Source organism: Ruegeria sp. AK4 (genome assembly GCF_056541025.1).
In genome coordinates, this window is record NZ_JBQFXS010000005.1 from 150,932 (window position 1) to 170,605 (window position 19,674).

17 protein-coding genes are annotated in these 19,674 nt (G+C 61.1%); 7 read left to right on the forward strand and 10 right to left on the reverse strand.

Translation table 11 applies throughout. The features are described from left to right. Nucleotides 1-123 precede the first annotated feature (123 nt). Nucleotides 124-750 carry a J domain-containing protein gene (locus tag ACR0EZ_RS11290; RefSeq protein ID WP_480613052.1) on the reverse strand — a complete coding sequence of 209 codons (627 nt, stop codon included), beginning with the start codon at nucleotides 748-750 and terminating at the stop codon, nucleotides 124-126. Nucleotides 751-857: 107 nt separating this feature from the next. Between ACR0EZ_RS11290 and ACR0EZ_RS11295 the strand changes: the two genes are divergently transcribed. Then, complete coding sequence (locus ACR0EZ_RS11295) at nucleotides 858-1,112, forward strand: BolA family protein (RefSeq protein WP_480613054.1); 255 nt, start codon at nucleotides 858-860, stop codon at nucleotides 1,110-1,112. Nucleotides 1,113-1,149: 37 nt separating this feature from the next. On the opposite strand, the gene ACR0EZ_RS11300 is transcribed toward ACR0EZ_RS11295, so the two are convergent. From ACR0EZ_RS11300 to pepN, 7 genes are all read right to left on the reverse strand, one after another. Next, complete coding sequence (locus ACR0EZ_RS11300; protein WP_480613056.1) at nucleotides 1,150-2,226, reverse strand: PLP-dependent cysteine synthase family protein; 1,077 nt, start codon at nucleotides 2,224-2,226, stop codon at nucleotides 1,150-1,152. 116 nt (nucleotides 2,227-2,342) lie between these two features. Beyond that, nucleotides 2,343-2,753 carry a DUF4177 domain-containing protein gene (locus tag ACR0EZ_RS11305; protein ID WP_480613058.1) on the reverse strand — a complete coding sequence of 137 codons (411 nt, stop codon included), beginning with the start codon at nucleotides 2,751-2,753 and terminating at the stop codon, nucleotides 2,343-2,345. A gap of 80 nt (nucleotides 2,754-2,833) precedes the next feature. Further along, on the reverse strand, nucleotides 2,834-4,078 hold the full coding sequence (gene pepT / locus ACR0EZ_RS11310) for a peptidase T (protein ID WP_480613059.1): 1,245 nt from the start codon (nucleotides 4,076-4,078) through the stop codon (nucleotides 2,834-2,836). Between the two features lie 92 nt (nucleotides 4,079-4,170). Then, entirely contained in the window at nucleotides 4,171-5,682 is a 1,512-nt protein-coding gene (gene gatB, locus ACR0EZ_RS11315; RefSeq protein ID WP_480613061.1) for an Asp-tRNA(Asn)/Glu-tRNA(Gln) amidotransferase subunit GatB, read from the reverse strand. A 70-nt stretch (nucleotides 5,683-5,752) separates the two neighbouring features. Further along, nucleotides 5,753-7,012, reverse strand: coding sequence for a hypothetical protein (locus tag ACR0EZ_RS11320; RefSeq protein ID WP_480613063.1), 1,260 nt, complete (start codon nucleotides 7,010-7,012; stop codon nucleotides 5,753-5,755). A 129-nt stretch (nucleotides 7,013-7,141) separates the two neighbouring features. Next, nucleotides 7,142-7,570: a hypothetical protein gene (locus tag ACR0EZ_RS11325; protein WP_480613065.1), complete on the reverse strand. Its 429-nt coding sequence runs from the start codon at nucleotides 7,568-7,570 to the stop codon at nucleotides 7,142-7,144. After that, a complete protein-coding gene (gene pepN / locus ACR0EZ_RS11330; RefSeq protein WP_480613067.1) occupies nucleotides 7,567-10,119 on the reverse strand; it encodes an aminopeptidase N in 2,553 nt (850 codons plus the stop codon). Before pepN ends, ACR0EZ_RS11325 begins: the two co-directional genes overlap by 4 nt. Before the next feature lie 188 nt (nucleotides 10,120-10,307). Between pepN and ACR0EZ_RS11335 the strand changes: the two genes are divergently transcribed. The 3 genes from ACR0EZ_RS11335 (at nucleotide 10,308) to ACR0EZ_RS11345 (ending at nucleotide 13,947) form a co-directional block, all read left to right on the forward strand. Further along, on the forward strand, nucleotides 10,308-12,476 hold the full coding sequence (locus tag ACR0EZ_RS11335) for a malate synthase G (protein WP_480613069.1): 2,169 nt from the start codon (nucleotides 10,308-10,310) through the stop codon (nucleotides 12,474-12,476). Between the two features lie 45 nt (nucleotides 12,477-12,521). After that, nucleotides 12,522-12,947, forward strand: coding sequence for a GlcG/HbpS family heme-binding protein (locus ACR0EZ_RS11340; RefSeq protein ID WP_480613071.1), 426 nt, complete (start codon nucleotides 12,522-12,524; stop codon nucleotides 12,945-12,947). Nucleotides 12,948-13,167: 220 nt separating this feature from the next. Beyond that, nucleotides 13,168-13,947: a gamma-glutamyl-gamma-aminobutyrate hydrolase family protein gene (locus tag ACR0EZ_RS11345; RefSeq protein WP_480613073.1), complete on the forward strand. Its 780-nt coding sequence runs from the start codon at nucleotides 13,168-13,170 to the stop codon at nucleotides 13,945-13,947. A 44-nt stretch (nucleotides 13,948-13,991) separates the two neighbouring features. On the opposite strand, the gene ACR0EZ_RS11350 is transcribed toward ACR0EZ_RS11345, so the two are convergent. Next, nucleotides 13,992-16,232: a xanthine dehydrogenase family protein molybdopterin-binding subunit gene (locus ACR0EZ_RS11350; protein ID WP_480613075.1), complete on the reverse strand. Its 2,241-nt coding sequence runs from the start codon at nucleotides 16,230-16,232 to the stop codon at nucleotides 13,992-13,994. 3 nt (nucleotides 16,233-16,235) lie between these two features. After that, nucleotides 16,236-16,700, reverse strand: coding sequence for a (2Fe-2S)-binding protein (locus ACR0EZ_RS11355; protein ID WP_480613330.1), 465 nt, complete (start codon nucleotides 16,698-16,700; stop codon nucleotides 16,236-16,238). Between the two features lie 99 nt (nucleotides 16,701-16,799). On the opposite strand from ACR0EZ_RS11355, the gene ACR0EZ_RS11360 reads away from it, so the two are divergent. The 3 genes from ACR0EZ_RS11360 to ACR0EZ_RS11370 all read left to right on the forward strand — a co-directional run bounded on the left by ACR0EZ_RS11360 (nucleotide 16,800) and on the right by ACR0EZ_RS11370 (nucleotide 19,674). Further along, on the forward strand, nucleotides 16,800-17,378 hold the full coding sequence (locus tag ACR0EZ_RS11360) for a TetR/AcrR family transcriptional regulator (RefSeq protein ID WP_480613077.1): 579 nt from the start codon (nucleotides 16,800-16,802) through the stop codon (nucleotides 17,376-17,378). Between the two features lie 146 nt (nucleotides 17,379-17,524). Continuing rightward, nucleotides 17,525-17,974 (forward strand): methyltransferase family protein, encoded by a 450-nt coding sequence (locus ACR0EZ_RS11365; protein ID WP_480613079.1) that lies wholly within the window; start codon nucleotides 17,525-17,527, stop codon nucleotides 17,972-17,974. A 128-nt stretch (nucleotides 17,975-18,102) separates the two neighbouring features. Then, nucleotides 18,103-19,674: a Re/Si-specific NAD(P)(+) transhydrogenase subunit alpha gene (locus ACR0EZ_RS11370; protein ID WP_480613081.1), complete on the forward strand. Its 1,572-nt coding sequence runs from the start codon at nucleotides 18,103-18,105 to the stop codon at nucleotides 19,672-19,674.

Consider the following 19,674-nt stretch of genomic DNA (forward strand, 5'->3'; position numbering starts at 1 on the left):
ATGACATGCCTAGAATAGCGGATCGGGTGGAAAAAATCACCCAAAAGCCCCCTTGCAGTGAAACTGCGGGGGTGCGCCTGTTTCAGATCGGACGCCCGTGTCAGTCAGAGCGTCCGGTCGAAGTTATTTGAAGTTCCGGCTGTCTTTGATCTGATCCCAGGCCCAGACAACCTCTTGCAGCTGCTCTTCCTGCGACCTGTCGCCGCCGTTCATGTCCGGATGCAGGACCTTGATCAGTTTTTTGTAGGCCTTGCGCACCTCGGCCTTGGTCCAGCTGTCATTGGCTTCGAGAATCTCAATCGCGCGGCGTTCGGTGGGGGGCAGGCGACGGCCGCCACCGCCCGAGGTCCGGCCCTTGTTCTGTGTGCTGTTTGCGCCCAGCACCTGATGCGGGTCCTCGATGCCCAGCCGGGCCCAGGCGCGGGCTTCGGGGTCGCCCATCGGCTTGGTTTCGCGTTCCCACACTTTGTCCTTGGACCGTTGCGCGTTCAGTTCAGCCTCGGTCGTGCCGTCGAAAAAGTTCCATTTCTGGTTATATTCGCGCACGTGCTGCTGGCAGAACCAGAAGAAATCATCCAGCACGTCCGGTGCTTTGGGCGCGCGGAACTTGCCCGGCTCTTCGCAGCCTTCGTGGTCACAGATCCGGACCGAGGTTTCAGACGCACCCGACATGCCCCTGCGCCCACGCGGGTTTTTCTTTTTGGCGCTGGAAACGGACATATCGAATCCAAAGGGGTCTGACTTGGCCATATACTGATCCTCACGAACGTGTCTTTTCGACTCGGAGGCAGCAGTTTAATCTAAGCAGCCGAAAGTAGAAGAGGGGGGCGGCAAAAATTTTGCCGCTGAGCAGAAAAATGACCGTGACCGACGAAATCCGCGACCGCCTGCAAGCCGCCTTTGACCCGCGTGAGCTGGAGGTGATCGATGACAGCGAAAGCCATCGCGGTCACGCGGGGTATCAGGACGGCGGCCAGAGCCATTTCAACGTGCGCATCCGCGCCGCCGCGTTCGAGGGCCAGTCCCGCGTCGCCCGCCACAGGGCCGTTCACAAGGCACTGGGTGATATCGTGCCGCGCATTCACGCCTTGGCGCTGGATATCGGAACCTGACAGGGGACTGAACAGCCCCTGTCAGAATCCGATCCGGTTAACCTGCATCCATCTGCGCCGACGGGGTGGAATTCGAAATCTCGCGTTCTTCTTCCGTCATGTCTTCCTCGATCCCTTCGAACAGCGGGGTCGACAGGTACCGCTCGCCGGTGTCAGGCAGCATGACCAGCATGACCGAGCCTTGCGGTGCGTCTTCGGCCACTTTCATCGCAACCGCAAAGGTCGATCCGCCTGAAATCCCGGTGAAGATGCCTTCTTCCGCGGCCAGACGGCGGGACCATTCGATGCCTTCGGGGCCGGGAACGGGGATCATCTCATCATAGTAGGAATTATCGATCGCCTCTTGCAGCACCCATGGAATAAAGTCCGGCGTCCAGCCCTGAATCGGGTGCGGCTCGAAATTGGGGTGGCTCTCGGTCGGTTGATGCGCGCCGTTGCGGGTGTTGGTGTAACCCGACGACACGATGGCGGCATTGGAGGGTTCGGTCAGAATGATCTTGGTATCCGGACGTTCTTTTCGAAGCGCCCGAGACACGCCGGAAATCGTTCCGCCGGTGCCATAGCCCGTGACCCAATAGTCGAGCTTACCGCCGTCGAAATCCGCAAGAATTTCCCGCGCGGTGGTGGTTTCGTGAATATCCGCATTTGCGGTTGTTTCGAACTGGCTGGCAAGGAACCAGCCATTCTGTTCGGCCAGTTCCTTGGCCTTGGTGTACATGCCAAAACCCTTTTGAGCCCGTGGGGTCAGCACGACCTTTGCACCCAGAAAGCGCATCAGCTTGCGGCGTTCGACAGAAAAACTGTCGGCCATGGTCACGACCAGCGGATAACCCTTGGCGGCGCAAACCATCGCCAGCCCGATGCCGGTGTTGCCCGAGGTCGCCTCGACCACTGTTTGACCGGGTTTCAGTGACCCGTCCCGTTCCGCCGCTTCGATGATATTCAGCGCCAGCCGGTCCTTGACGGACCCTGCGGGGTTAAATGCCTCGAACTTCACATAGACCGTCACGTGATCCGGAGCGATCCGGCCAACGCGGATACAGGGCGTATCGCCGACCGTATCCAGAATGCTGTCATACAGGCGCTTGCGCCCGTGGGTCTGCCGTATTGCCATCTCAAAGCCCCCTTTTGTTGCATCGTTAACATGCCACAGCGGGGGTAAAATTGATAAGACTCTTTGGCGCGGTCGCGCGCGGGGCGGTGCCTTGGCCTCAAATGGCCCGCTTCCGCCTACGGCTTTTCAGGCTCTTCCGGACTGTCCTCAGGTGTTTTCAGCGTCAGCGGCGGGTCCTTCGCCTCTTCCGCAATCGGCTCAGGGGCCTGTACCGTTTCGGGCCCCGGGACCGGCTGGGCCAGCGGCACGCCCTCGGGTGTTTCCGTGGGCGATGGCGTGGGAATGACGGCCTGTTCAACCGCACGCCGGAACACCAGCACATTGCGCCAGTTCGTGGTCGATCCGGTCAGGCCCGAGCGTTCCTCGCTGGGCAGCAGCTCGGCCCGCTGGTATTCCCAGCCGTCCTGACCCATCTGGTTCAGCACCTGCTCGACCGAGGCGGCAAACCGGCCCTCGGCGGTTTTGACACCCTTGGCCTTGACCCCTTTCTGCGGGGCGGGGACGACCTTGTATTCGTAGCGCTGCATCAACTGATCCTTAGTGCCTGTTGCCGCCAACTTATCAGGTTGATCCCGGCGGGAAAGAGACCTTGCCCCACCGGCACATTTCAGCCCTTGCCCTGCGCCGCTTTGGCCACAACCGACAGGCACAGCTCGGTCGCCTGTGCCATGTCCTGCACCGAGATCCATTCCAGCGGCCCGTGAATGCACTGCATGCCGGTGAACAGGTTGGGGCAGGGCGTGCCGAACTCGGTCAGGCGCGAGCCATCGGTGCCGCCGCGGATCGGGACGGAAAGCGGCTCGATCCCCAACTCGCGGCAGGCGTCGCGGGCCAGATCGACCGGAGTCATGTCCTTTTCCAGCCAGTAGCGCATGTTGCGGTACTGGTGGCTGATGTCGCAGGTGATCTGCGCGCGCGGTTCGGTGGCCTGCACGGCATCGCAGACCTGACGCACGATGTTGCGCTGCGCCTCCAGCCCGTCCATCTCGAAGTCGCGCAGGATCAGCTTGATCTCCATCTCCGAGGAACCGCCGCTCAGGTCGGTGATGTGGATGAACCCTTCGCGCCCGTCGGTGGTTTCGGGCGTCATGGTGGCCTGCGGCAGCGTCTGCACGATCTTCGCCGCCAGATGCGCCGCGTTCACCATCTTGTCTTTCGCCAGTCCGGGATGGATCGAAACGCCCTTGACCCGGATCACCGCCTGATCGGCCGAGAAGCTTTCATATTCGATCTCGCCCACCTGCTGACCGTCCAGCGTATAGGCGAAATCCGCGCTAAGGTCCTTGGGCAGTTGCTCCGTCACGCCGCGCCCGATCTCTTCATCCGGGGTGAAGGCGATGCGGATCGGGCCGTGGGGGATGTCTTTGTTTTCAAGCAGATGCCGCGCCATCGTCATCAGGATCGATACGCCCGCCTTGTCGTCCGACCCCAGCAGGGTGGTGCCGGATGCGGTGATCAGGTCGTGCCCGATCTTCTCGGCCAGATAGGGGTGTTCCTCGGGCGACAGGACCAGATCGGGATCATCGGGGAACGAAATATCGCCGCCGTTATATCCTTTGATCACCCGTGGTTTGACGCCTGTGGCATTGAACTGGGGTGCGGTGTCCACATGGGCCAGAAAGCCCACGGTCGGACCCTCAGCCGTGCCGGGGATGGTCGCCACGACCACGCTGTCGCCGGTCAGTTCAACATCCTGCGCGCCGATTTCGGTCAGTTCCTTTTGCAGCAGGTGCAGCATATCGAACTGAATGTCGGTGCTGGGGGTCGAGGCCGAGTTTTCGTCGCTTTGGCTGTCGATGGCCGCGTACCGCATCAGCCGGTCTTCGAGTTCCTGATCAAATCTTTTCTGCATGGCACCTACCTCTCTGGTGCCGAAGAAAGAGCGGAAACAAAAACGGAGTCAAGCCGATGGCCTGACTCCGTTCCGTTTGGGCAGCCGGGGACTTACGATCCCAGCTTTTTGCTCACCAATTCGTTCACGGCCTTCGGGTTGGCCTTGCCGCCGGTGGCCTTCATCACCTGACCGACGAACCAACCGGCCAGTTTTGGGTTCACCTTGGCCTTTTCGACCTGCGCCGGGTTGGCGGCGATGATCTCGTCCAGCGCAGCCTCGATGGCGCCGGTGTCTGTCACCTGTTTCATGCCGCGCTCTTCGACGATTTTCGCCGGGTCGCCGCCTTCGGTATAGACGATCTCGAACAGGTCCTTGGCGATCTTGCCCGAGATGGCGTCCGAAGCGATCAGGTCGATGATCCCACCCAGTTGCGTGGGCGAGACCGGAGACTCGGTGATGTCGTGGTCTTCTTTCTTCAGGCGGCCAAACAGCTCGTTGATCACCCAGTTCGCGGCCAGTTTACCGCTGCGGCCTTTGGCGACCTCTTCGAAATAAGCGGCGCTTTCGACCTCGGCAGTCAGGACCGAGGCGTCATAGTCGGTGAGGCCGAATTCGCTGATAAACCGTGCCTTTTTGTCGTCGGGCAACTCGGGCAACTTGGCCGCGATGTCGTCAACCCATGCCTGTTCGATCTCCAAAGGCAGCAGGTCGGGGTCGGGGAAGTAGCGGTAATCATGCGCTTCTTCCTTCGACCGCATGGACCGCGTCTCACCCTTGTCCGGATCGTACAGGCGGGTTTCCTGATCGACCCTACCGCCGCCTTCGACGATGGCGATCTGACGGCGGGCTTCGACCTCGATCGCCTGCTGGATGAAGCGCATCGAGTTCATGTTCTTGATCTCGCAACGGGTGCCCAGATGCGAGAAATCCTGTGTTTCCTGATATTTCTCATAAGCGCCCGGCAAGCAGATCGAGACGTTCACGTCCGCCCGCAGGTTGCCGTTCTGCATGTTGCCGTCGCAGGTGCCCAGGTAACGCATGATCTGGCGCAGCTTGGCGATATAGGCGGCGGCCTCTTCCGGCCCGCGAATATCGGGGCGGCTGACGATTTCCATCAGGCAGACACCGGTGCGGTTCAGGTCGACAAAAGACATATGCGGGTCCATGTCGTGGATCGATTTGCCCGCGTCCTGCTCCATGTGGATACGCTCAATCCGAACCATGCGCGCGGTGCCGTCGCCCATCTCGACCAGCACTTCGCCTTCACCCACGATGGGGTGATACAGCTGCGAGATCTGGTAGCCCTGCGGCAGGTCGGGGTAGAAATAGTTCTTGCGGTCGAACGCCGATTTCAGGTTGATATCCGCCTTCAGGCCCAGCCCGGTGCGCACCGCCTGTTCCACACAGTATTCGTTGATGACCGGCAGCATTCCCGGCATCGCCGCGTCCACAAAGGCCACGTTCGCGTTCGGCTCAGCCCCGAATTGGGTCGATGCGCCCGAGAACAGCTTGGCATTGGATGAGACCTGAGCGTGCACCTCCATCCCGATCACCAGTTCCCAGTCGTGCTTGGCCCCGGCAATGGTTTTGACTTTGGGCATGTCGTAGGTCAGGTCGAGCATGGCGCGCCTCATATCCGCAGAAATCTAAGCCTGCGTATTAGGCGCGCCGCGCCAAAGGGGCAAGGGGGAATCAGTGCTGCGACAGGCGCAGGCCCGCAGGGGTAAAGGTCACATCCATACCGCTATGCAGTTCGTCGCGGAACAGATCGCCAATGGCCCGCAGGGCGCAGCGATGACCACGGGCGGCAAAGCGCTCGGGCGAGTTGATGCGGAGACTGTTGTTGAAGCCGTTGGCGGCATGGGCCCAGATCAGCGGATAGAGCTCGGTCAGGTGGTCGCGGATCAACCAGTTCGCCGCCTCGCGCATCTGGGCGCGGACCGCGTTGGCTTGCGGGCTCAGGCCGGTACCGCCCTGCATCGTGATGGCGCAATAGGCGGACAGCGTGTTGATCATCGGCTGGTCGGGGCGCAGCCGCACGATGTCGTGCAGGCCCTCAAGGAAATATTCGACGTCCAGCCGCGCGCAGGCGTCTTCGTCCAGCGCGATGGCGTCGAATTGGACCCAGGTGTAGCCGCCCGCGCCCCAGATGCTTTGGGTCCGGGCCGCGTTGCGCAGGGCCTGGAGTTCCAGTTCTTCATAGCTGCCGAACCAGCGCGGCAGCAGGTGGCTACCCATGGCGCGCATATGGCGCTGGTTGTTCGGGTCCAGATCGATCAGACGTTCATATTCGTCCCCAACCCGGGCCGAGGTTTTGCGCTGACCCGCCAGCAGAGAACAGGCGGCCGCCGCGACCAGCGGGCTGTCCGGCGCAGCTTCGCGGCACTTGGGCAGGATCGCCGCCGCGCGGTCGAAATGCGCGGCGCAGCGCGAACGATGAAGCGGCGGCAGGGCGCTGTCCAGCGCGTTGCCGCGCCAGGCCCAGGCCAGATCGATATGCGACAGGGCGACGACCACGGCCAACATCGGGTCATCGGGACGGTCCGACATTTCCCCTTCCAGTTCCGAGATACCGCCCAGCAGGTCATAATCGGAAATCGCCTTGCCATCGGACAGGGCATGTTCAGCGGCCATCACAACGTCGGAACGTGCGCCAAAGGCCAGCAGATCGGCGATGGGCATGCCATCCGGGGCAGCCTCGCGCGCCTCATCTGCCGCGCGCATTTCCGCTGACAGGTCGTCCCAGCGGTCCTGACGCGCCAGATAGCGGCCATGTTCAATAGTGGTGTGGCTCAGCAGGTCACCGGATTCGGATTTTGCGACGGGAATGCTGATCTGCCCCTGATCGGGCAGAGCGGCGGCCAAAGCGGCCTCGGTCGCGCAAATCTCGGGCGCGGATTTCGATGAAGATGCTGATAATCTGGCTGAAAGCGCCTGGAATACCCGGAACATGGCAAAACTCGAAACTGAAAAACTGGTAACTTAGGCATGAACTTTGGCCGCTATCCCCGCCCAAATCAAGTTAATTGCGGGACATTTTAGAAAAACGCGGGTCAATCCGGCCACAGTCAGGGGATCGTTTCAGAAAACAGTGAAATGATGCCGTTTGACGCGAAACCCCGCTTGCTGCAGCACATCTTCGAATACGCGGTGCGGGGGAATCGACTCGTCCGGCAGGCGAATCCGCTTGTCATTGGTCAGAACCATCGACACGCGCACCGAGAAATCCCAGCGGGTGTCGAAGCGGAAATAATCCACGTCGCTCAGGTCGATCTGACCCTGCCGTTTGCCGGAAAACCAGCGCAGTTGCGTCTGATCCAGTTGCAGCCCCGCGCTGCTGTCCTGAAACACGTCCCAGACCGCAGGCAGGGTGGTCAGGGCCAGCGTCCCGACAATCCACCATGCGGCATTGAACAGGATCATCAGCGCCAGTAAGGCGGCATAGATTCCGATCAGAATGAATACCGTGCGCGAGTTCCTGTGGTGGCGTGTAAAGGTGTAGGGTGTCATGCGCCGAGGATACGGGACACCATCTCGGTCGTGTCGCGCGACAGGTTTGGTGTTTCCGCGATGCGGGTCAGTTGCGCGCGCATCAGGTCTTGCCGATCTGCGTCATAGCGTTTCCAGGTCTGGAAGGCCGAACACATCCGCGCTGTCGTTTGTGGGTTCACCGGGTCCAGCCGGATCAGCCAGTCTGCCAGCACCTGATAACCCGCGCCATCGGCCTGATGGAACCCGGCATGGTTCATCGCCAGCCCGCCCATCACCGCCCGGAAACGGTTGGGGTTTTTCCAGTTGAAATCGCTGTGCTCGGTCAGACGGCGCGCGGTTTCGGGGGTTGCTTCGGGCGCGGCCATCCCGACCTGCAGGCCGAACCATTTGTCCATGACAAGCCGGTCATGCTGCCACTGATCGTAGAACGCGGCCAGTTCCACTTCGCCCTTGCGGGCGCGTAGCAGGCAGGACAGGGCGGTCAGTTGCAGTGTCATGTTGTCGGCCTTGGCATAGGCCTCGGCCGCCATTGCCCCGCCATCCAGGCGCGAGGTCAGGGCCAGCGCTGCGCTGCCCAGGGCGCGCTTGCCCGATTGTTCGGCGTCGGGCGCATAGGGGGCTTCGACCAGTGCTTCGCTATGCAGCCTTGGCAGCAGGTCCTGCATGTGCTGCGCGGCGGCTTGTCGCAAGGTCTCCACGGCGGTCCAGATCGCCATCGGGTCTGGCGTGGTGCCAGCTTCATGCACGGCGGCGGCCAGTTCCGACTGGGTTGGCAGACCCAGCATCAGGGCGCGATAGGCCGGGTCCAGCGTCGCGTCGCGCAGAACCGCCAGCAACCCGTCCAGATATTCGGCGTCCGGGGTGGCCTCGTCCTTGATCATGCGCAGCAACGTGTCCTGCGCCAGCGAGCGTCCGGCCTGCCAGCGGTTGAACGGATCGGTGTCATGGGCCAGCAGGAACGCACGCTCGGCATTCGAGGAGCTATGTTCAAGGATCACCGGGGCCGAGAATTCCCGCAGGATCGAGGGCACAGGTTTGGCCGCCAACCCGGTGAAGGTGAAGCTTTGCTGCGCTTCGGTCAGTTCCAGCACCTCAGTCCCGCGTACTTCATCCCCGTTGGGGCCCAGCAGGCCAACGGCGACCGGGATCACCTGCGGCTGCTTGTTGTCCTGACCGGGCGTGGGCTCGGTGCGCTGCCCAAGGGTCAGGGTGTAGGTGCCATCGCCCCAGTCCTCGGACACCGACACACGCGGCGTGCCGGATTGGCTGTACCAGCGCTTGAACTGGCTCAGATCGCGGCCAGTTGTGTCCTCGAACACCTTGATCCAATCCTCGATGGTGCAGGCCTGCCCGTCATGACGGTCGAAGTAGAGGTCCAGCGCCTTGGCGTAAGCCTCATCACCCACAAGCCGTTTCAGCATGCCGATCACCTCGGCGCCTTTCTCGTAGACGGTTGCGGTGTAGAAGTTGTTGATCTCCTGAAAGCTTTCAGGCCGCACCGGATGGGACAGCGGGCCATTGTCCTCGGGGAACTGCCGCGCGCGCAGGTCGATGGCATCGTGGATACGTTTGACCGAGGCCGAGCGCAGGTCGGATGTAAACTGCGCATCGCGGAAGACCGTCAGCCCTTCTTTCAGGCACAGTTGGAACCAGTCGCGGCAGGTGATGCGGTTGCCGGTCCAGTTGTGGAAATACTCATGCGCGATGATCGCCTCGATCCGTTCGAAATTGGCATCGGTCGAGGTTTCGGGGCTGGCCAGAACAGCGGAGGAGTTGAAGATGTTCAGCCCCTTGTTCTCCATCGCGCCCATGTTGAAGTCATCCACGGCCACGATGTTGAACACGTCCAGATCATATTCGCGGCCATAGACGTCCTCATCCCATTTCATCGACTTCTTCAGCGCCTCCATGCCAAAGGCGCATTTGCCTTCGTCACCGGGACGGACCCAGAGGTTCAGTTCCACGTCGCGCCCGGATTTGGTGGTGAACTGGCCGGGATGGGCGATCAACTCGCCCGCAACAAGTGCGAACAGATAGGCGGGTTTGGGCCACGGGTCGGTCCACTCGGCCCAGCCATCGCCCTTGCCCGAGGGGTTGCCGTTCGACAGCAGAACCGGCAGATCGCCGTTGATGCGCACGGTGAAGGTGGACATCACATCGGGACGGTCGGGGTAATAGGTGATCTTGCGGAACCCTTCGGCCTCGCACTGGGTGCAATACATGCAGTTGGACATGTAAAGACCTTCGAGCGCCGTGTTGTTGCCGGGGTCGATTTCGACCTCGGCCTCCCAGACGAAGGGGGCGTCCGGGACTGCAACGGTCAGGCCCTTTTCGGTGATCTCGGGCGTGACTGCGGCCCCGTCGATTGATGCGCGGATCAGGGTCAGGTCTTCGCCGTGCAGAAAGAAGGTGCGGTCGGTCGCCTCGGGGTTCGGGCGAAATGCGATACGCGAGGTGACGCGCGTGGCGTGGGCGGCCAGATCAAAGGTCAGATGCACGCTATCCACCAGATAGCCGAAGGGCGAATAGTCTTTCAGGTAGATCGTGGTGGGGGCAGCGTCGCGCATCGGGGGCCTCGCATCGGTTGGAGTTTGGCGCGACGTTATGGGGATCGGGGCAGGGCTGCAAGCGTCAGAGGGCGTGCAGCTTTGGTAATATTTTTTGACCAAATATCCGGCGGTAATGTTGCCTATCGGAAACTTTCGTCCTAACTGATGAGCGCATACAATCGCACACAAAGCGGGAGAATCGGAACATGAGCGGCAGAATAAGTCGGAACGGGCTGCAGATTGCTGAGGAACTGGCGGACTTCATCGACACGCGGGCCCTGCCCGAAACCGGTGTTTCACCCGAGGTGTTCTGGGCGGGACTGGCCCGTATGGTGGAAGAACTGGGACCGAAAAACCGCGAACTTCTGAGCAAGCGTGCGGATATCCAAAGCCGCATCGATGCCTGGCACGAGGCGCGCAAAGGGCAGGCACATGATGCCGAGGCTTATCAGACCTTTTTGCGCGAGATTGGATATCTGGTGGAAGAAGGCGAGGATTTCCAAATTGACACCTCGAATGTCGATCCCGAGATCGCGCAGGTCCCCGGACCCCAACTGGTCGTGCCGATTACCAACGCCCGATATGCGCTGAACGCCGCCAATGCGCGTTGGGGGTCATTGTATGATGGCCTTTACGGCACCGACGCGATGGGAACGCCCGCGCCGAAAGGCGGCTACGCTAAGGGCCGCGGCGCGCGCGTTGTGGCGCGGTCACGTGTCTTTCTGGACGATGTGTTTCCGATCCATCTGACCAGTCACGCGGATGTGCGCCGCTACCATATTCAGGACGGTCAGTTGCTGGTGGATGACCAGCCATTGCTGCAACCCGAAAAATTCGTGGGCTATCGCGGCAACCCCAAGGCGCCTGAAGCGGTTCTGCTGCGCAATAATGGCCTGCATGTCGAACTTGTCTTTGACCGGGCGCATCCGATCGGTGCGCGGGATCAGGCGGGCTTGGCGGATGTGGTGATCGAAAGCGCGATGTCCGCGATCATGGATTGCGAGGATTCGGTGGCCTGTGTCGATGCCGAGGATAAGGTTTTGGCCTATTCCAACTGGCTGGGCCTGATGAAAGGTGATCTGGAATCCTCGTTCAGCAAGGGCGGCGAACACGTGACGCGGTCGTTGAACCCGGATCGCGAATATACTGCGCCGAACGGCGACACGCTGACACTGAAAGGGCGGGCGCTGCTATGGGTGCGCAATGTCGGCCATCTGATGACCAACCCGGCGGTTTTGGATGCCGATGGCAACGAGATACCCGAAGGATTGATGGATGCGCTGATCACCGCGATGATTGCAATGCATGACTTGCAACGGGACAGCGGCAACTCGGTTCATGGTTCGGTCTACGTGGTCAAACCCAAGATGCACGGCCCCGAAGAGGTCGCTTTTGCCGATGAGATATTCGATCAGGTCGAAGACATTCTGGGTCTGCCCCGCCATACGGTCAAATTGGGCGTCATGGACGAGGAACGCCGCACCTCGGTAAACCTGAAGGAGTGCATTCGTGCCGCCAAAAGCCGGGTGGCCTTTATCAATACCGGCTTTCTGGATCGCACCGGCGACGAAATCCACACCTCGATGGAGGCGGGGCCATTCAGCCGTAAGGACTTTATCAAGCGCAAGGGCTGGATCACGGCATATGAAAACCAGAATGTCGATATCGGTTTGGAATGTGGTCTGCAGGGCCGGGCCCAGATCGGCAAGGGTATGTGGGCCATGCCCGACCTGATGGCGGCGATGTTGGAGCAGAAGATCGAACACCCCAAATCCGGTGCCAATTGCGCATGGGTGCCCAGCCCGACAGCGGCGACCTTGCATGCGATGCACTATCACAAGGTGGATGTGCTTGCGGTTCAAAACAAACTCAAGGCCGGTGGGCGGCGCGCCTATGTCGATAGCCTGCTGGATATTCCGCTTGCCGCCTATCGCAAATGGAGCCCGGAACAAATTCAGCGCGAGGTTGAAAACAACGCGCAAGGCATTCTGGGTTATGTCGTGCGCTGGATCAATCACGGGGTCGGATGTTCAAAAGTGCCCGACATTAACAACGTGGGCCTGATGGAGGATCGCGCAACGTGCCGAATCTCGGCGCAGCATGTGGCCAACTGGCTGCATCACGGTATCGTCGACGAGGCACAGGTCATGGCCGCGATGCAAAAGATGGCCGCCGTGGTGGACCAGCAAAACGAGGGCGATCCGGATTACATACCGATGGCCCCTGCCTTTGACGGCATCGCCTTTCAGGCGGCCTGTGATTTGGTGTTCAAGGGGCGGGTGCAGCCCTCGGGCTATACCGAACCCGTGCTGCACGCGCGTCGGCTGGAGTTGAAAGCAAGCACTCAAATGGCGGAACACAAGGTCAGCGCTTAACGCTGGCCCTGCCTCGATTAACCCTTCTGGAAAGAGGAACCTCTTATGACGGTGTCATTGCGCAAGGCGCGAACAATCATCCGAAAGGCCCTTGAAAAAGGGCGTGAGATGGATCTGAAACCCTTGTCCGTCGTCGTTCTTGACGCAGGCGGACATGTGATTGCGTTCGAACGCGAAGACGGCGCTGCGCCCGGTCGGTTCGCGATTGCGCAAGGTAAAGCCTATGGTTCGGTCATGCTGGGCATGGCGGGCACGGCGCAGATGCAGCGGGCCGAGGCGCAGGCCTATTTCATGGCCTGCGTGAACGGCGTTTATGGCGGTCAGGTGGTGCCGGTTCCGGGGGGCGTTTTGCTGCGCAACCGCAAGGGGGACATCATCGGCGCAGTCGGCGTGACCGGCGATACATCCGACAATGACGCAGCTGCGGCAATGAGCGGAATTGAGGCAGCCGGTTTGACGGGCGAGATTTAATCTCTGCCCGTTCAAGGCCTGAGGTTCCTGTGTGAACAGGGACCAATTCCCTGATTGCATCTGATTTTTGGGAAAATCTTCCAGAAATCAGCGATAATTAAGAACGATACGTGCGAATTCGAACATGTTCCTGCGCTATGGCGCAGGGCGTGTTCTGTTGCACGTTTCCAAGTCTGCGGATAGCTTCCTTGTTAAACAATGCAAAAACAAGGAAAGCGGAATGGCTCGACCCGTCGTCGGAATTATCGGCAACTCTTACCTCATGAACGATCAGTATCCGACGCATGCGGGCGGGACGATGAATTCGGATGCGGTTGCCAATGTGTCCGGATGCCTGCCGCTGCTGATCCCGGCTGATCCGCGTTACGTCTCGGTCGATGAGTTGCTTCAGGTCTGCGACGGTTTCCTGCTGACCGGCGGGCGGCCCAATGTGCACCCCGAGGAATACGGCGAAACCGCCACCGACGCCCATGGCGATTTCGACCGGGCGCGCGATGCGATCACGTTGCCTCTGGTCCGGGCCTGCGTGGATCGAGGGCAGCCCTTCATGGGCATTTGCCGTGGCTTTCAGGAGGTCAACGTGGCCATGGGCGGAACGCTCTATCCTGAAATCCGCGATCTTCCAGGGCGGATGAACCACCGCATGCCGCCGGACGGCACGCTGGAAGAGAAATTTGCCCTGCGCCACGTGGTGTCGCTGACCGATGGTGGCGTGTTTCACCAGTTGTTCGGCGCATCCGAGGTCATGACCAACACCCTGCACGGGCAGGGCATCAAGACCATCGGCCAGCGCATTGTGATTGACGGCCACGCGCCCGATGGCACGCCCGAGGCGATGTATGTCAAAGGTGCGCCCGGCTTTACCCTGTCGGTGCAGTGGCACCCCGAATGGGACGCGATCAACGATCCGGTCTCGCGCCCGCTGTTTGAGGCGTTTGGCGAGGCTGTGCGGTCGTGGTCGGCAGGTTCAGGCGCGCGTTTTCTGCAACAAACCGCGTAGGTTAGGCACCGGCCCGACAGTGAGGCCGGACCGGTGCGTCGCGATCAGACCAGCAGGTTGAACTGGTTGCTCAGCGGCAGGGTGCGGGCGCGTTCTCCGGTCAGATCAAACAGCGCATTGCCAAGCGCGGGCATCGAGGGGGGTGTGCCCGGCTCACCTGCGCCGCCCATATGGCGGTTGGTCTCGAGAACGCGCACCTCGACCTGCGGGGCCGTGTGCATGCGCAGCGCGTCATAGTCAGGGAAGTTGAACTGCTCGACCTCGCCCTCGGCAAAGGTGATTTCGCCGTAGCAGGCCGCTGACAGGCCATACATCATGCCGCCAAACATCTGGGCCTTGACGTTTTCGGGATCCAGAGCGATGCCCATGTCACAGGCGATCCACGCTTTGCTGATGCGGATGGTGCCGTCTTCGTCCACCACCTCGATCACCTGAGCGACCGGCGTGCCAAAGCTGTAGGTGAATGCCACGCCGCGCCCGACGCCCTCCGGGGTCTGGCCCGTCCAGCCTGACATCTCGCGCACGGCCTCCAGACAGGCGGCAGAGGGCGCGTGTTCGTTTTTCATCAGTTCCAGCCGGAACTCCAGCGGATCGCGCCCGGCGGCATGGGCCATCTCATCCATGAAGGTTTCGTGGAAGAACCCGTTGTGGCTGTTTCCGACTGAGCGCCAGAAGCCTACCGGGACGGCCAGATCGGCGATATGGCCGCTCATGCGGTAATTGGGCACGGCGTAGGGTTGGTTGAAGAACCCTTCGACCAGCACCTTGTCCGGGCCCGCACCGGGCATGCCGGTGTAGCGCGTCACGGCCTGCTGGGTGCAGGATTGCGAGGCGACCTTGCCGTCGATCAGAACCGCCTGACCGTCCTTGATCGCGCCGCGCATCCGCGCCAGCGCGCCGGGGCGGTAAAAGTCGTGGCGCATGTCTTCCTCGCGGCTCCAGGTTGTCTGAACCGGGGTGCCGGGGACGGCCATTGCGACCTTGGTGGCAATCTCGCCAAAGTCCAGCTCACCACGACGGCCAAAGCCGCCACCCAGATAGGTGGTGTGGATCTGAACCGCGTCGGTGTCCAAACCGGCCGTGTTGGCGACCCGGAACTGGATCAGGGTCGGGGCCTGATTGCCGCACCACAATTCCAGCGCGTCGCCAGTATAAAGCGCAGTTGCGTTCATCGGTTCCATCGTGGCGTGGGCGAGATAGGGCACCTGGTATTCGGCCGTGATCTCGGTTGCGCCGCCGGGCGTGACGCTGACGTCACCATCATCGCGCATGGTCGAATTGGGCGCGTCGTCGAACGCCTCGGCGATCTTGGCGAAAATCGCGTCGGTTTCGGGCGGGTAGGGGGCATCGCCCCAGTCAACCTCGATGGCCTCGACCGCCTGATTGGCCAGCCATGTGTTGCTGGCGATGACCGCAACGCCGGTGCCAAGATCGACGATTTTCTCGACGCCCGGCATGGATTTTGCGGCGCTGTCGTCGAAACCGTTCATCGCGCCGCCCAGTTTCGGGTTCATGCGCACGCTGGCGAATTTCATGCCCGGCAGGCGGACATCCACGCCGAACTCGGCGGTGCCGGTCGCCTTTTCAACCATGTCCAGCCGGGGCTGCGTCTGACCAAGATAGCGCCATTCCGACGGATCGCGCAGGGGGGCCTCGACGGGTTCGATCAGCGCGACTTCTGCGGCGAGGTCGGTATAGGCGATCCGGGTTCCATCGGGCGCGATCACATGCCCCGAGGCTGTTTTCAATTGATCCAGCTCAACCCCCAACCGGTTCGCCGCCGCCTGTTTCAGCGTCTCACGGGCCGAGGCTCCGGCCTCGCGCATCCGCTCAAACCCGTCCTTCATCGAGGTCGAGCCGCCGGTGACCTGCAGGCTCAGAACCTTGCCGATCCCGCCCAGAGCCTCCCCCAGATTGTGTTGGAAATCGGAAACGTCATAGCCCTTGTTGGGCAGGCTTTCCCCGATCAGAGCCGAGTTGTAATAGGCGGCAGCCGCAGGGCCGTGCAGGACCGTGATCTGATCCAGATCCACGTCCAGTTCCTCGGCAATCAGGGCGGCCCATGTGGTTTTGACGCCCTGACCCATCTCGGCGCGCGGCGCAAAGAGCGTGACGCCGTTCTGATCAATCAGGACAAACGGGTTCAGCGCCGCCTCGCCCTCAGCCGGTTTCAGCGGGTTCGGGGCCGGGCGGTTCACATAATACACACCAAAGGCCACCCCACCCGCAATCGCGGCAGAACCGATCAGGAAGGTGCGGCGGAGGATTTTACCGATTCGGGCCATCGCTTACACCTCCTTCAGCTTGGACGCGGCGTCGTGGATTGCGGCGCGGATGCGGGGGTAGGTGCCGCAGCGGCACAGGTTGCCCTGCATGGCGTCGTCGATCTCCGCATCCGTGGGGGAGGGGTTTTCTGCCAGCAGCGCTGCGGCCTGCATGATCTGGCCCGACTGGCAATAGCCGCATTGGGCGACCTGATGGTCGACCCAGGCCTGTTGGATGGCTGCCATCGCGTCCGGAGTACCGACGCCTTCGATCGTGGTCACATCGCCCCAGACATCCGACAGGGCGACTTGGCACGACCGCACCGCCTCACCGTCAATGTGGACCGTGCAGGCCCCGCAGGCGGCAACGCCGCAGCCGAATTTGGTGCCGGTCAGACCGATCTCGTCCCGCAGCACCCAAAGCAGGGGAACATCGTCAGGCAGGTCCACCTGATGTTGCTTGCCGTTGATTTTCAGACCCGTCGCCATGGCGCACCTCTCGTAGCTGTGGCTGGTTTCTGACATATTTAGCGCAAAGTGTCAGTGTGTCAATTGACAAAATAAACAAAAGATGTCAGAGGTTCATCTATGACGGAAACCTCTGATGACTCACGGCAAACAGCGATCCTGAACTCGGCCTTTCAGGCTTTTGCGAGCTATGGGTTTCGCAAAACCTCGATGGACGACATCGCACGCGGTGCGGGCATGTCCCGTCCCGCCGTCTATTTGCACTACAAGAACAAAGAGGCGATTGTCCGCAGGCTCACAGAGCTGCACTACGAGGAAAAGATTGCCGCTGTCGGTCAGGCGCTGGACGGCGACGGGCCTGTGTCCCGGATTCTGAAAGACGCGGTCGGTGCCCAAAGCGAAGGCATGGCCGCCATTCTGGCCTCGCCGCACGGGCTCGAGATGCTGGACACCACCAAATCCATGTCGACGGATATTGTCGAGAAGGGCGAGGCGCAGCTGACCGCGCTCTATTCCGCCTGGCTGGCGCGGGAAGCGACGGCTGGCCGGGTCAAGCTGACGGCGGGCCCGGATGAGACGGCGCAAACCATCACTGCCTCGCTCAAAGGGATCAAGATGACGGCCTCGGGCGCCGAGGAGTTCGAGACGCGAACGGCGCAGTTGGCCGCGTTGCTCGGGGCCGGGCTCGAGGTTGGATAAACCGCTGACGGGTTCGATTCAGGGCCGACATAAATTGCGGTTCTATCGATGCGACATCCTGTTTTTTGCCATTGTGGCCTGAAACCGGTAGGACGTGGTGCAGAAGCGACATGTGCCATGCGTGTCGTCACCCAGAAGGATCGCGCATGCGCCGGATCGACATACCGCCTGTCTGGCTTTTGGGATTTGCCTTGCTGGCCTGGCTGCAGGCCAATTACCTTGGCTTCGGGCTATCCCTGTCGGGCGGCGTCACGCAATTGCTGAGCGGTATTTTGATCGGCGGTGGCATAGTGCTTGCCCTGCTCGCCGTTCTTGAGTTCCGCCGTCACAAAACCACCGTTATCCCGCATGAAACGCCCTCGGCCATGGTGCAGACCGGTATCTATAAGCGCAGCCGGAACCCGATTTACGTGGGCGATGTGCTTATCCTTGCAGGCCTGATCTTACGGTTTGACGCTGTTCTGTCGCTGATACTGGTACCGATATTTGTCTGGGTGCTCGAACGGCGTTTCATCCTGCCCGAAGAAGATCGCCTGCGGCGGACCTTCCGAATGGATTTCGCCAGATATGAACGACAAACCCGGCGATGGATATGAGACGGCCAACCGATAAAATCACGTCGGGAATGCTGCGCTTGCGAAATAATCTTGCGCGAGATACATGATTGCTTAACAAACGATGCTGAACACCTGCTCAGCCTGAATGAACATTAGGGGGACTGCCAGTGAAGATAGGCACACCGAAGGAAATACTGGACGGAGAGAACCGGGTTGCGATGACGCCGGACTCGGCAGTTCAGCTACAGAAACTGGGTTATGACTGCGCCATTGAAAAAGGAGCAGGGGCCGCTGCCGGGTTTTCGGATGCGGCCTATGAGGCCGTTGGCGTTGAGATCGTCAAGACTGCGGCCTCGTTGTGGAAGACCTCGGACATTGTCGCCAAGGTGCGTATCCCGACCGAGACCGAGCTGAAGCGGCTGACCAAGGGCAAGACGTTGATTTCCTTCTTCAATCCTGCGGGCAATGAAGAGGGGATGGAACTGGCCAAGTCCAAGGGTGCCAACGTCATCGCCATGGAGATGGTGCCGCGTATTTCCCGCGCACAGAAGATGGACGCGCTGTCGTCCATGGCCAATATCGCGGGCTACCGCGCGGTGATCGAAGCGGGCAACAACTTTGGCCGTTTCTTCACCGGTCAGGTGACGGCGGCGGGTAAAGTGCCGCCTGCCAAGGTGCTGATCGTGGGTGCGGGCGTGGCGGGTCTGGCCGCCATCGGGACTTCGACCTCGCTGGGGGCCATCACCTATGCGTTCGACGTACGCCCGGAAGTCGCTGAACAGGTCGAATCCATGGGCGCCGAGTTCGTCTATCTGGATTTCGAAGAAGAACAGCAGGACGGCGCGGCCACCGGCGGCTATGCCTCGGTCCAGTCCGAGGAATTCCGCAACGCGCAGCTGGCCAAGTTCCGCGAGCTGGCGCCTGAGATGGACATCGTGATTACCACCGCGCTGATCCCCAACCGCCCGGCACCGAAGCTGTGGCTGGAGGATATGGTCAAGGCGATGAAGCCGGGTTCGGTCATCGTCGACCTTGCAGCCGAGCGTGGCGGCAACGTCGAAGGCACCGTGCCGGATGAGAAAGTCGTGACCGACAATGGCGTGACTATCATCGGCTATACCGACTTCCCCAGCCGGATGGCGGCGCAGTCCTCGTCGCTTTATGCGACTAACATCCGCCACATGATGACTGACCTGACGCCAGAAAAGGACGGTCAGATCAACCATGACATGGAAGATGATGTGATCCGCGGCTCGACCGTGACCCATGAGGGTGAGATCACCTTCCCGCCGCCGCCACCCAAAGTGCAGGCGATCGCGGCGCAGAAGAAGCCCGAGGTCAAGGAACTGACCCCGGAAGAGAAAAAGGCGCAAGAGATTGCGGCCTTCAAGGCGCAGACCAAGCAGCAGTTCACCCTGCTGGGGGTCGGCGGTGCGTTGATGTTGCTGGTGGGGCTGGTTGCCCCGGCCAGTTTCATGCAGCATTTCATCGTCTTTGTGCTGGCGATCTTTGTGGGCTTCCAGGTGATCTGGAACGTCTCGCATTCGCTGCACACGCCGCTGATGGCGATTACCAACGCGATCTCGTCGATCATCATCGTTGGGGCCTTGATGCAGATCGGATCGGGATCGTTCCTGGTCATTCTGCTGGCGGCGCTGTCCGTCTTCATGGCCGGGATCAACATCTTCGGCGGTTTCCTCGTAACCCGGCGCATGCTCGCCATGTTCCAGAAATCTTAA

Excerpts from the sequence above, each read along its gene's own strand:
- ACR0EZ_RS11340 (WP_480613071.1), top strand. The coding sequence starts at position 12,522 with ATGACGGTGTCATTGCGCAAGGCGCGAACAATCATCCGAAAGGCCCTT.
- ACR0EZ_RS11335 (WP_480613069.1), top strand. The coding sequence starts at position 10,308 with ATGAGCGGCAGAATAAGTCGGAACGGGCTGCAGATTGCTGAGGAACTG.
- pepN (WP_480613067.1), bottom strand. The coding sequence starts at position 10,119 with ATGCGCGACGCTGCCCCCACCACGATCTACCTGAAAGACTATTCGCCC.
- gatB (WP_480613061.1), bottom strand. The coding sequence starts at position 5,682 with ATGCTCGACCTGACCTACGACATGCCCAAAGTCAAAACCATTGCCGGG.
- ACR0EZ_RS11365 (WP_480613079.1), top strand. The coding sequence starts at position 17,525 with ATGCGCCGGATCGACATACCGCCTGTCTGGCTTTTGGGATTTGCCTTG.
- pepT (WP_480613059.1), bottom strand. The coding sequence starts at position 4,078 with ATGCAGAAAAGATTTGATCAGGAACTCGAAGACCGGCTGATGCGGTAC.
- ACR0EZ_RS11290 (WP_480613052.1), bottom strand. The coding sequence starts at position 750 with ATGGCCAAGTCAGACCCCTTTGGATTCGATATGTCCGTTTCCAGCGCC.
- ACR0EZ_RS11355 (WP_480613330.1), bottom strand. The coding sequence starts at position 16,700 with ATGGCGACGGGTCTGAAAATCAACGGCAAGCAACATCAGGTGGACCTG.
- ACR0EZ_RS11325 (WP_480613065.1), bottom strand. The coding sequence starts at position 7,570 with ATGACACCCTACACCTTTACACGCCACCACAGGAACTCGCGCACGGTA.
- ACR0EZ_RS11320 (WP_480613063.1), bottom strand. The coding sequence starts at position 7,012 with ATGTTCCGGGTATTCCAGGCGCTTTCAGCCAGATTATCAGCATCTTCA.
- ACR0EZ_RS11360 (WP_480613077.1), top strand. The coding sequence starts at position 16,800 with ATGACGGAAACCTCTGATGACTCACGGCAAACAGCGATCCTGAACTCG.
- ACR0EZ_RS11350 (WP_480613075.1), bottom strand. The coding sequence starts at position 16,232 with ATGGCCCGAATCGGTAAAATCCTCCGCCGCACCTTCCTGATCGGTTCT.
- ACR0EZ_RS11295 (WP_480613054.1), top strand. The coding sequence starts at position 858 with ATGACCGTGACCGACGAAATCCGCGACCGCCTGCAAGCCGCCTTTGAC.
- ACR0EZ_RS11305 (WP_480613058.1), bottom strand. The coding sequence starts at position 2,753 with ATGCAGCGCTACGAATACAAGGTCGTCCCCGCCCCGCAGAAAGGGGTC.
- ACR0EZ_RS11300 (WP_480613056.1), bottom strand. The coding sequence starts at position 2,226 with ATGGCAATACGGCAGACCCACGGGCGCAAGCGCCTGTATGACAGCATT.
- ACR0EZ_RS11345 (WP_480613073.1), top strand. The coding sequence starts at position 13,168 with ATGGCTCGACCCGTCGTCGGAATTATCGGCAACTCTTACCTCATGAAC.